Annotated in this window: 6 protein-coding genes; 4 read left to right on the top strand and 2 right to left on the bottom strand. The window is 68.8% G+C overall.

The genetic code is table 11. The features are described 5' to 3' along the window. Positions 1 to 97: 97 nt before the first annotated feature. The 4 genes from AAGA11_21040 to AAGA11_21055 all read left to right on the top strand — a co-directional run bounded on the left by AAGA11_21040 (position 98) and on the right by AAGA11_21055 (position 8,712). On the top strand, positions 98 to 4,474 hold the full coding sequence (locus AAGA11_21040; GenBank protein MEM9605361.1) for a DEAD/DEAH box helicase: 4,377 nt from the start codon (positions 98 to 100) through the stop codon (positions 4,472 to 4,474). A gap of 116 nt (positions 4,475 to 4,590) precedes the next feature. Then, a complete protein-coding gene (locus AAGA11_21045) occupies positions 4,591 to 5,106 on the top strand; it encodes a MarR family winged helix-turn-helix transcriptional regulator (protein ID MEM9605362.1) in 516 nt (171 codons plus the stop codon). A gap of 54 nt (positions 5,107 to 5,160) precedes the next feature. Continuing rightward, the gene (locus tag AAGA11_21050; GenBank protein MEM9605363.1) at positions 5,161 to 6,207 is read left to right on the top strand and encodes a TAXI family TRAP transporter solute-binding subunit; all 1,047 of its coding nucleotides are present in this window, start codon (positions 5,161 to 5,163) and stop codon (positions 6,205 to 6,207) included. Positions 6,208 to 6,381: 174 nt separating this feature from the next. Beyond that, on the top strand, positions 6,382 to 8,712 hold the full coding sequence (locus AAGA11_21055) for a TRAP transporter fused permease subunit (GenBank protein ID MEM9605364.1): 2,331 nt from the start codon (positions 6,382 to 6,384) through the stop codon (positions 8,710 to 8,712). A 10-nt stretch (positions 8,713 to 8,722) separates the two neighbouring features. Here AAGA11_21055 and AAGA11_21060 read toward each other — a convergent pair whose 3' ends face one another. Both AAGA11_21060 and AAGA11_21065 read right to left on the bottom strand, forming a co-directional pair. Beyond that, positions 8,723 to 9,565: a carbon-nitrogen hydrolase family protein gene (locus AAGA11_21060; protein MEM9605365.1), complete on the bottom strand. Its 843-nt coding sequence runs from the start codon at positions 9,563 to 9,565 to the stop codon at positions 8,723 to 8,725. Between the two features lie 42 nt (positions 9,566 to 9,607). Then, the coding region (locus AAGA11_21065) for an AAA family ATPase (protein ID MEM9605366.1) at positions 9,608 to 12,403 on the bottom strand (2,796 nt) is incomplete at its 5' end.

Raw genomic sequence — 12,403 nt, forward strand, 5'->3', positions numbered from 1 at the left:
AGTACCCCGACCACATCGACGTCACCCCGAGCGGCCCGGCCAAGATCGCGGAGTACGTGGACCGCGGGTACGTCCTGATCGTGCTCTGAGCCCGGCCGTGGCACCGCCTGCGGCCGCGCTGGCGGCGTTTTCGCCGGCCGTTCGCGACTGGTTTCTCTCGTCAATCGGGGAACCCACTGCGGTGCAGGCCGCGGCCTGGCCGGCGATCGCGCGCGGCGCGCACGTGCTCGCCACCGCCCCGACCGGCAGCGGCAAGACGCTGACGGCCTTTCTCTACGCGATCGACCGCTTCGCCACCGGCGAATGGCAAACCGGCCGCACACGCGTGCTGTACGTCTCCCCGCTCAAGGCGCTCAACAACGACATCCAGCGCAACCTGATTGCGCCGCTCGCGAGCTTGCGCGAGCGCGAGGCGCTGCCGGCACTGCGCGTCGCGGTGCGCTCGGGCGACACGCCGCAGAGCGAGCGACAACGCCTGCTGCGCCGCCCGCCCGACATCCTGATCACCACCCCCGAGAGCCTCGCGCTGATGCTCACGACGGTGCGCGGCCGCGAGGCGCTCTCGCACGTCGAGACGGTGATCTTCGACGAGGTGCACGCGGTCGCCGACAACCGCCGCGGGGTGTCACTCGCGGTCTCGGCCGAGCGCCTGGTGGAGCTGACGGGCGATGCGCTGCAGCGCATCGCGCTGTCGGCGACGGTCGAGCCGCTCGCGCAGGTGGCGCGCTTTGTCGCCGGGCATGACGCCGCGCGCACGCCCCGGCCGATCGAGATCATCAACCCGTCGATCGACAAGGCGCTCGAGCTGTCGGTGCGCTACCCCGATGAAGCGGCGCGCGCAGCCGAGCAGGGAGAGCCGATCTGGGACGCGCTGGCCGAGCGCTTTCGCGACATCACCGAGGCCAACCGCAGCACGCTCTTTTTCACCAACAGCCGCAAGCTCGCGGAGAAGGTGACGCTGAAGATCAACGACGCGAGCCACCACCCGGGCCCACTCGCCTGGGCGCACCACGGTTCGCTCGCGCGCGACATCCGAAGCGAAGTGGAGCGCCGGTTGAAGGCCGGCGAGCTGCGCGCCATCGTTGCGACCAGCTCGCTCGAAATGGGCATCGACATCGGCGACCTCGACGAGGTGGTCATGGTGCAGTCGCCGCCCGGCATTGCCCAGGCGCTGCAACGGCTCGGCCGCGCGGGGCACCAGGTCAACGCGGTGAGCCGTGGCACGCTCTTCCCGGTGCACGACCACGACTTCCTCGAGGCGGCGGTGCTGACGCGTGCGACCCTCGAGCGCGACCTCGAACCGCTCCGGCCGGTCGACTGCCCGCTCGACATGCTCGCGCAGTTCATCATCTCGTGCACCGCCACCGAGACCCGCACCACCGACGATTTGTTTGCGCTGCTGCGCCGCGCCGAGCCCTACCGCCGCCTCAGCCGCGAGGCATTCGACCGCGTGCTCGAACAGCTCGCCGGGCGCTACAGCGGCGCGCGTGTGCGCGCGCTCGAACCGCGCATCGAGTACGACCGCCTGCAGGGTACCGTCAGCGCGAAAAAGAGCGCCGTGTTTGCGTTCTACAACGCCGGCGGCTCGATCCCGGACCGCGGCTATTACCAGATCCGCCACGGCGACGGCGGCGCGCAGATCGGCGAGCTCGACGAGGAGTTCGTCTGGGAGGCGAAAATCGGCGACGTGTTCTCGCTCGGCACCCAGCACTGGCAGGTGCAGCGCATCACGCACAACGACGTCTTCGTCAAACCCGCGCGCCCGGTCGGCATTGCGCCGCCCTTCTGGCGCGCCGAGAAGCTCGAGCGCAGCGCGCACTTCGCCGACCGCATCGCCGCCTTCCTCGCCGAGGCCGAGCAGACACTGCAACACGCGCACCCCGACGAGCTGGTCGACACGCTGCAAACGCAGCACCACTTCGACGCCGGCGCGGCCACCAAGCTCGTGGACTACCTGAGCCGCCAGCGCGAGAGCACCGGCTCGGCCTTGCCGCACAGCGACCACGTGGTGCTCGAGCGCATGCAGAGCGGGCCCGACGGCTACCGCGGGCCGGAGCTGCAACAGCAGTGGGTGATCCACACGGTCTGGGGCGGCCAGGCGAACCGCCCCTACGCGCTCGCGCTCGGCGCGGCCTGGCAGCAGACCTTCGACGAGTCGCCCGAGGTGCACAGCGACAACGACGCGATCATCGTGCTGGCCAAGGCCAACCCCACGCCCGAGGCGGTCATGGCGCTGGTCGAGCCGCACAACCTCGACGCGCTGCTGCGCGCGGCGCTCGAGAGCTCGGGCTTCTTCGGCGCGCGCTTCCGCGAGGTGTGTGGCCGTTTCCTATTGCTGCCGCGGCAGAAGTTCAACCAGCGCCTGCCGCTCTGGATGAGCCGCCTGCAGGCGAAGAAGCTGATGTCGGCGACGCGCGACTTCAGCGACTTCCCGGTGATGCTCGAAACCTGGCGCACCTGCCTGCAGGACGAGTTCGACCTCGGCGCCCTGCGCCAGCACCTTGGCCGCCTGGCCGACGGCAGCCTGCTCTGGTCGTACGCCGAAACCGATGCGCCCTCGCCGTTTGCCCGCAACCTGAGCTACGAGCAGATCGCCCCACTCGTCTACGCCGACGACACGCCGGAGCACGCCGGGCCGAGCCAGCTCGACGCGGACCTGATCGCTGAGGCGGTGCGCAACGCCGCCGTGCGCCCGCCGCTGAACCCGGTCATCTGCGCCGAGTTCGTCGCCAAGCGCCAGCGCAGCCACCCGGACTACCGGCCCGAGACCGACGCCGACTGGCGCGACTGGGTGCGCGAGCGCGTGCTGCTGCCCGAGGCGGAGTGGTGGGACGGCTGGCAGGGCCAGCCCGACGCGCACGACGACCGCTTGGTGGTGTTCAGCGCAGGCGAACGCCGCTGGGTCTGCCACCTCGAACAGGCGCACGCGCTGGTGGCGAGCGGCCTCGCCGCCGACGCGACGCCCAGCCGGTCGGCGCTGCCCGCGCTCGAGGACGCGCGCGACAGCCTGACCCAGGCCTGCGAAATCCTGAGCTTCTACGGCCCCTTGCGCACCGAGCAGGTCGTCGCGCTGCTGCCGAGCGTGCCGAACGGCCTGTTCGAGGACGGCCGGCTGGTCGGCGATGTCCGGGTGCAGGACGACGAGGCGCTCTACACGCTCGACGCCGAGAACCTCGACATCATCCTGCGCTGGCAGCGCGCCGCCAACCGACCGGCCTTCGAGACGCGACCGGCCACCGCGCTGCCCGATTTTCTCGCGCGCTGGCACGGCTTCGGCAAACCGCCCACCGCGGATAACACCGTCGACGCGCTCGACCGGTTGCGCGGCTACCGTGCGCCGGTGAGCACCGTGCTTGACGACTGTCTGGCCGCCCGCCTGCCGGGCCTGTCGTCGCACCAGCTCGACGACAGCCTGCGCGAGCACGCGATCCGCTGGCGCGGCCACAGCCGCGAACGCATCAGCCTGCACTACGACGACGACACCGACCTGCTCTACGCGCCGAGCGAACCGACGGACGATGTCGCCGCGCTGCGCGCGGGCTTCGCCGACCCGGCCGCCGGCTACAGCTTCAATCAGGTGCGTGACCAGCTGCAGGCGACCGCACCCGAAGACGACCTCGACGCCTTCAACGCGCGCTGGTGGGACGCGGTGTGGGCCGGCGTTGTCACAGCCGACGCAGTGCAGCCGCTGCGCCAGGGCGCGCTCGCCCAGTACCGACTGACCAGCGCCCCAAGCGCCCACCACCGCGCCCGCGCCGGGCGCCGCATCAGCGGGCGGCGCGCCCTGCAGAACGCGCGCGCCGCGGCCGTGGGGTGGCCGGGGGTGTGGCGGCTCTCGCCCCAGCCCACCGTCGCGAGCAACCCACTCGACCAGCTCGAGCGCGCGCGCGAGCGCGTGTACCTGCTGCTCGACCGCTACGGGGTGGTGAACCGCGACCTCGTCAACCGCGAGTGCGACGACGGCCGCGAGCCGATGGCCTGGCGCGCGCTCTTTCAGGCGCTGCGCGTGATGGAGCTCGCGGGTGAAGTGGTGCAGGGCCTCTTCTTCGACGAACTGGCCGGGCCGCAATTTGCAAGCCCGCAAGCGCTGCACCTGTTGCGCCGCCACCCGAGCGCCACCGGCAGTTTCTGGTGCAACGCGCTCGACCCGGTGAGCCCCTGCGGCCTCGGCCTCGACTGGCCCGAGCTGCCGCAGCGCCGCGCGCAAAACGCGCTCGCCTTTCACGACGGCGCGCTCGCGCTGGTGATCGAACGCGCCGGCAAGCAGCTCCGCTTCCTGATCGAGCCGGACGCACCTGCACTCGGGGCCGTGCTCGCCCCGCTCGCGCACCTCGCAGCACGCCGCCGCGTCGAGGTGCAGACGATCAACGATACCCCGGCCGTGGTCAGCCCCTACCGCGCCGCGCTCGAGCGCCACCTCGATTGCCACAGCGACCACAAGGCGCTGACTATCGAAGCCCCACACAGCCCCTGAACCGCGGCACGGCGATGGGGCGGTCAGCCCGTCCTGCCAAGGCGCCTCAAAGCGCTTGCGCTATATTGCATTTGCCATGTATTTTGCTGCGTAGCGCCCTGCCACCCCGCCTGCCCATGACCCGCAATCCCCCGCTGCTGAGCCCGGACGAGGTCGACGATTTCATCATCGTCCGCGCGGTCGCGTTTGCGAACAAGATTCAGCGCATGATGCTGCGCAGCGTGTTGCGTCAGGAGGACATGCCACTGCTCGAGTGGCGCATCCTCTACTCGCTTGCGCGATTTGGCGATTGCCACCTCGGACAGATCACGCAGAACAACTCGATGGACCCGGCCCACGGCAGCCGCGCGGCCAGCGCGCTCGAGGCCAAGGGCCTGATCGCGCGGCGGGACGACCCGACCAGCCGCCGCCGTCGGCTGATGTCGCTGACCGACGCGGGCCAGGCGACCTTCTATCGCATCTGGCCGCGCGCGCGCGACCTCGTCGCCGCTGTCACGGACGGCTTCGACCCGGACGAGTTCGAGCAACTCAAGCACTTGCTGGACAAGGCCAACGCCATTGCCCAACCGCAGTTCGAGGCGTGCCTGTCCGACAAGGACACCCGAGAACCCGACAACACAGAAGCCGCTTAACAAGATGCCAAGACCGGCACCCACACAAACCCGGCCCACGGGGAGGAGACCCACATGAAAGTACGCAACCTGTTCGCCGCGATCGTCGCGGCGACGGCGCTTGGCACCACGGCCAACGCCCAGGTCAACCTGAGCGCCGAAACCGCGAGCCCGGGTGGCGCGACCCACCTGGCCCCCACCCACCTCGTCGAGGTGGCGGGCACGAGCGGCGTCGCCAACATCCAGTTGGCCGACGGGCAGACGCTGACCAACTCGATTCAGAACGTCGCCGAAGGCAAGACCGACATCGCCGCGACGCCACACATCCTGCCCTTCCTGATGAGCCGCGGCGTCGGCCCGTATGGCAAGCTTGGCAAGGAGAAGGGCGCGGAACTCGCTGGCAACCTGCGCGCGATTTTCCCGTTCACGCTCGGCATCTTCTTCCTCTACGCCTTCGACGCCAAGGGCGTGAACGGCTGGGACGACCTCGAAGGCCGCACGATCTACAACGGCCCGCCGCGGGGCGGCGCGTTGACCAACGCGCGCAGCGTGATCCAGATCGTCACCGGCCTCAAGGACGGCGAGGGCTACACCGGCATGCAGGCCAACTGGGGCCAGGCGGCCGCGGTTATCTCGGGCGGTGAGCCCGATGCCGTCGTGTTGCCCGAGCTCTTCCCCGGCAGCCGCGTGGTGTCGCTCGGTGCGTCCGGCAAGATGACCGGCTGGTCGATCCCGATCGAGGCGTACAACAGCGAGGCCATGCAGAAGTACATGCAGGCGCCCGGCAGCGCGCCGGCCGAACTCCCGCTCGCGCAGGTGCAGGCCGCGATGGGCGACGAGTGGACCTTCATCTCCGAAGACGACACCTTCCGCGGCATGGCCACCATCGGCGGCGCGGTGGTGCACAAGGACATGGACGAGCAACTGGTCTACGACCTGGTGGCGGCCTACGTCAGCACCCTCGACGACCTGAAGGCCAAAGCGCCCTTCGGGGACACGGTCAACTTCGACAACCCGGGCCTCGGCATGTGCGGCCGGAACCCGGTGCAGTACCACCCGGGTGCCGCCCGTGCGTGGCGCGATGCCGGCTACGAGTTGCCAGACTGCGCGGTGGCCAGCTGATAGGCAGCCGCGCTGAAGAGCAGCCCCGCTGAACTGGCAGCCCCACTGAACGCGCACCGCACACCGCGGTGCGCGCCCTGCCCGTCGCCGGCGACGCCGCTGGCACGGGCGTTTTCACTGCCGCCGGTGCGGCGAGCGACAGCGTGCAACGCGTCGCACCGAGTTGAGTAGACCATGGCCGACGACAGCACCGCCTCCGGCTCCCTCTCGCACCTGACCCTCTACGGGCTCGCGCTCGTCTTCATCGTGCTCGGCGCGCTGAACAGCATGCCGGTGATCCCGGGCTGGGACGACCTCTGGCGTGGCCTGAGCGGCGTCGAGGACCTCAAGGTGCGCGCGTTCTCGACCGAGTGGTTCTACCCGATCATCTTCTTCCTGATGATGCTGATCGTCGCGCTCAAGCACTCGATGTGGCGCGCGTGGCGCGGCAGCGCACGGGCCGGCTTCGGCCTTTTCATGGACATTGCACTAGTGGTCGCGGCCGCGGCAGTCTCGCTCACCTACCTGATCGAAATCGACAGCGTGTGCCTGATCGACGCGATCACCGGTGAACGCGCGCGCTTGATCGCGCAGACACTCGAGGCCGAGATCGCCTTTGCCGAGGAGATGGGCCTGCCGGTGCCGGACACGGTCGAGGACCCGCAATGCGTCCAGACCACCGGCATCTGGCTGGTGCTGATCATGGGCCTCTCGATCCTCGTGTTCCTCGGCTACAACATCAAGGTCTGGGGCCTGCCGCTGGTGCTGGTGTCGCTGCTCATCGCGCTCTACACCATCGGCACCGTGCTGGTCTGGTACTTCCACGGCCCGGACGACATCAACAAGTACCTGATGACCAAGCTCGGCGGGGAGCCACGCACCTTCCTCGACGGCCGGCCCAACGTCCACGACGCGCTGGTCAACAACGCCTCGGGCATGCTCGGCCGCTTCATGCACGTGATCATGAACGTGGTGTTCCCGTACATCATCCTCGGGGCCATGTTTGGCAAATCGGCGGGCGGCAAGTCGCTGATCAAGCTCGCCTTCCGCTGGACCCGTCGCCTGCGCGGCGGGCCGGCGCACGCGGCGATCGTGTCGTCGGCGATGTTCGGCACGATCACCGGCGGCCCGGTGGTCAACGTGCTCTCGACCGGTGTGCTCACCATCCCGATGATGCTCAAGCGCGGCTTTTCCAAAGTGTTCGCCGGCGGCATGGAAGCGGCGGCCTCGTCCGGCGGGTCGATCATGCCGCCGGTGATGGGCGTGGCGGCCTTCGTGCTCGCCGCGCTGACAGCCGTGCCCTACCGCGACATCGTCATCGCCGCCCTCTTGCCCGCGCTCGCGTACTTCCTGTGCCTCTTTCTCTCGGCCGTGTTCCAGTCGCGCAAGCAGGGCATCGAGGCCTTCGGCGAACTCACCGAGGACATGCGCATCACACGCGCCGACGTGCTCTACCTGTCGCAGATCTTCCTGCCGATTCTCCTGATCCTCTTCCTGTTGCTGACCCCCAAGGACGCGGTTGGCTGCGGGCCGCTCGGCTGGCTGTTCGGCGTCGAGACCAGTGTTTTCAACGGCCACTGCCGCGCGCACGACCTGCCCTGGGTCCTGCAGATCGTGCAGAACGCGGCTGGCGACGCCGGCGCGACCGGCTGGTGGGCGGCGGCGCTTGTGATCGTGCTGCTGTTTCTTGACAAGGACTTCCGCGCCCAGCCGCGCAAGCTCTTCGACGGCCTCGCCGAGGCGGGCACCACCATCTCGACGCTCTACCTGATGTTCCTCGCCGTCACCGTGATCGACGTGTGCCTGAACTTCACGGGGCTCTCGAAGTTCGTCGCGATCGACGTGCTGACTTTCCTCCTGTCGCTCGACCTCGGCGGCGGCGGGTCGGCGTTCTTCCAGTTCATCGCGCTCCTGATCACGATGCTGCTCGCCGTGTTGCTCGGCATGGGCATGCCGGCCGTGCCGGCCTACATCAACGTCGCCCTGCTGATGGGGCCGATGCTGATCGGCCTCGGCATCGCCACCTTCACCGCGCACATGTTCGTGTTCTATTTTGCGGTCGCCTCGGCGATCACGCCGCCGGTCGCGCTCGCCGCCTTTGCTGCCTCGACCATCACCAAGGCCGAACCCATGTCGACCGGGTTCAGCGCGGTGCGCTCGGGCATCGTGATGTTCACCATCCCCTTCGTGTTCGCCTTCTACCCCGAGCTGCTGCTGATCGACCAGGCGCTGATCGACCCCGCAAGCCCGGACCGTTCTTTCCTGCCCGGGTACGAAAACGGCGTCGCGCTCTCGGCGCTGGTCTGGCTCATCGCCCGCCTGGTGCTCGCGCTCTACCTCGTTGCCAGCGCGCTGGCGCGCTTCGACACCACCGAACTGAGCCTGCCCTGGGTCGCAGTGCGGCTGGCCGTGGCCGTCGGTTTGTTGATGCGCCCCGAGGCAATCCACCTCGCGGCCTGCGTGCTCGCGGTGGCGTTACTGGCCTGGCACCGCGTCGGCGCCAACCGGGCAGCGGCGGCCACCTGAGCGACAACGCTCAGGGCACGACGCTGCTGTAGTCGCCGAGGGCGTCCTGCCGAAACGGGTAGCGGGTGCGCGCCTCGGCGAGCGCCGCGCGGGCCAGCTCGATCACCTCGCTCGACGCCCGCGTGTCGAAGGTGACAGGCTGGGTCGTCTCGTCAACCCAGGGCGGGCACAACAGCGAGTGGCCCCAGTCGGCGCCGGCCCGGTTCAGGCTGAGCCAGTACACCTGGTGCTCCAGCGCGCGGGTCTGCACAAAGGCGTGCCAGCTCGGCCAGGAGCCGTCGCGTGTGAAGGCGACCGGGTGCAGCACGGCGTCGAGCGCGTGTCGCTGCACCAGGCGGCTGACGTAGCCGGGGAAGCGCATGTCGTAGCAGATCACGACGCCCAACCGCCAGCCGCGCACCTCGAAGGCGAGGCCTTGGTCGCCGCGGTGGAACCAGCGCTTCTCGGCGGATGCACCGAACTGCGCGATGTGCACCTTGTCGTAGTGGCCCACCCGCCGCCCGTCGGCGTCGACAACCACCTGCGAAATGAAATAGCGGCCGTGCGCGTCCACGCGCGGCATGCCGAAGACGACGGTGGCGTCGATCGCGCGGGCGAGCGCGGCAAAGCGCGCGAGGCTCGGGCCGTCGAGCGGCTCGGCCAGGTCGGCGAGCGCGTCGAAGGCCGCCGCGCTGTAGTCGACGGTCGAGAGCTCCGGCAACAACACCAGGTCGACCCCACCGGCGCGCTCGGCCGCCGCCTGCACGGCGTCGGCCACGCGGTCCACGTGGGCGTCACGCCGCGGGGCGGTGCTGATACCGTCGGCGTCGAGCTGGAAGGCGAGGCAGCGCAGGCGATCGGACTCGGCTTTCACCGCTGCGGTCTCCCGTGCGAACCGCGGGACACGGTAGGCCGACTACGCCTTGTGCTCGACTGCATCGTGGCGTCGACGGAACTGCCACAGCGCCTCGAGCGACGGCGCCGATTGGTCCGTCAGGCAGCGCACCTGGTGCGCCAGCAGCGGTTTGTACACACCCTCGCTGGCAAGTTCACAGTGCGCGAGCCCCGACTTGGCCACCGTCAGGGCTCGGTCGTAGTCACCCTGGTCGGCGTACACCAGTGTCATGATTGCGGCAATGAATGACTGGCCGAGCCCACCGAGGTTTTTCTCGTAGTATCGGTAGCTGCGGTCCGCCGCGTAAAAGCCGTCGTCGCCGCTGCCGATCGACGCGAGCCCGGCCGCGTTAAACATGTCGCCGAGCATGCGGTAGAAGGCGATGTTGAATTCCTTCGCGATCGCGACCTGCTGCCTGTTACTCGCCAACGCCGCCTCACCGTCCCCGCGCATCACGTGCAGCATGGCCGCCGTGTTGGCGTGTAACATGCGGTTGAAGGCGTGGTCGAGCTGGGTCGTCATGACAGCCATGTCGGACAACAACGACTCGGCGTCATCGCGCTCGAGCAACCAGGCCGACCAGACCACCACCATGTAGGCCTGCACGCCGGCGTCCCAGCCGTGTTCGACCACACCACGCGGGTCGCACCCCGGCGAGTATTCGTTGATCACCTCCAATGCCAAGGTGTAGGCGGTTTCAAGGTCACCTAGCCAGAACGCCGAATTCGACTGGGCCGCTGTGGCCCGCAGCCGGATCACGTCGTCGCCGAGTTCCAACGCCAGGTCGCGCGATGCCGTGGCCACCTTCAGGCTCTTTGGGTAGTTGCCCCGCGACAGATACATCATCCAGAGGTTGAGTTGCACCTGCGCCAGCTCACGCCGCTTGTCGAGCTTGATGCAGAGCCGCTTGGCGCCGACGAGCTCGGCCTCAACTTCCGGCGAGGCAAACTCTGCGCGCGCAAGGTGCACCACGCACTTGGTCATGTACACGCTCAAGGCAATCTCGTCGCGCTCGGGGCCCTCGGGCAGGCGCTGCGAGAGCGACTCGAGCAGCTCGAGGTCGAGCCGGGCCTCGCGGTAGGCTGCGATCGCCAGCGACGACTCGGCCGAACTCATCAAGAAGCGCACGGCCGAAGCGATGTCGCCGCGGTCGGCCATGCGGTCGGCCACCGCGCCACCCCAGTGGTGCGCGAGGCGGCTGATCATCTGGCGGTCGGGCGGATTGGGCAGGGCCCGCTCTTGCAAATAGAGAGCAAAACGACGGTGCAGTTGGGTGCGGCTCTTTTTCAGCAGCGACCCCAGCGCCACCTCGTGCATCAGCGCGTGGCAGAAGCGGTAACCAAAGCCACCGACCAGCGGCGAGCGGTTGACCACGTTGGCCTTCTCGAGCGTGTCGAGCGCGGCGTCGAGTTTCTGGCCGCTGAAAAGCGAGATGGCCGCGAGCTCCTCGCGGGTGAATTCGATGCCGAGCACGGCGGCTTCCTGGGCGACGCGACGCGCCTCGCCGACACGCTCGAGTTGGCTCAGCAACACACTGTGCAAGCTCGTGGGCACACTCTTGCCGGGTTGTTCGCGCTGGCGTGCCAACTCGACCAGAAACATCGGCAGGCCGGCGGCGCGGTCGATGATGTGAGAGCACTCGTCCTCGGTCATCTCGCCCGCGACCGCGCTGCGCACAATGTTCTCCGCCGCTTGCCGGTCGACCGCGTCGAGGCGGATGTGGGTCGCGCGCGGGCGCACCTCGGCGCCGCGCACCCGGCGCGGTCGGGTGGTCTGCACCAGGCGCACCGTGGTCGGCGTCGTCACATCGGGCAAGGACGCGAGCAGCTCGCGGGTCGACGCATCGGCCCAGTGCATGTCTTCGCACACCACGAAGCCGCTCTGCTTGCAGAGCAGCGCGTTGATCGCGTCAACGGTGGCTTGGCGCGCAGACGCCGCGTGGGTGTTGACCTCCTCGCCTGAGGCCACCAGCAGGGTCAACAGGCCGACCAGGTGGTCCTGCGAGAGTCCCGCTTCGGCGAGCATCGCCGCGAGCGCGTCCTGCCACTCCGCCACCGGCAGTTTGTGCAAGCCGGCGCGCTGCTCGAGCAGCACCGAAAACGGCCAGTAGGGGGTGTTGAGGTAGTGCTCACTGCAGAACAGTTCGGTGACCGGCGCGTCCTGTTTGGCGAGGAAGGCACGCAGCAATTGCGACTTGCCCGAGCCCGCCTCGCCCTCGATGTAGACGCTCTCGACACCCGACTGGTCGCCAGCGACCAGCACGTCGTTCAACACATCGAGCTCGTCGTCGCGGCCGAAAATCGGTACGTCAGCCGATTGCAGTTTGGACTTCAGGATGTCCGTCGCCTGCTTCTCGACGGCGTAAAGCGCGAGGCCCGATTCGATGCCCTTGAGCTCAGGGGTGCCGCGGTCGCTCAACAGAAAACGCCCGTGGATGAGCTTGCGCGTCTCGTCGCTGATCAGCACCTCGTTGGGTTCGGCAAGGCCCTGCACGCGCGCGGCCACGTTGGGCGCTTCGCCCAGTGCCAGTCGCTCGGTGCGGTCCCCGGCGCCCATGTCGCCAATGACCACGAGGCCCGAGTGCACGCCGATGCGCAGGGCGAGTGTCACGCCCCAAGTGGTGCGCAACTCCTCGCTGAGCCGACCGATCGATTGGCGCATCGCAAGTGCGCAGCGCACCGCCTGCTCGGCCGTGTCCTCGGTGGCGCTGGGGTAGCCGAAATACACCAGAATGCCGTCACCGAGGTACTGGGCCGTGTAGCCGCCGAAGCGGCTGATCTCCTGGCCACAGGCATTCTGGTAGAGCTGGATGAGCTC

This window comes from Pseudomonadota bacterium, assembly GCA_039196715.1.
Classification (GTDB): domain Bacteria; phylum Pseudomonadota; class Gammaproteobacteria; order CALCKW01; family CALCKW01; genus CALCKW01.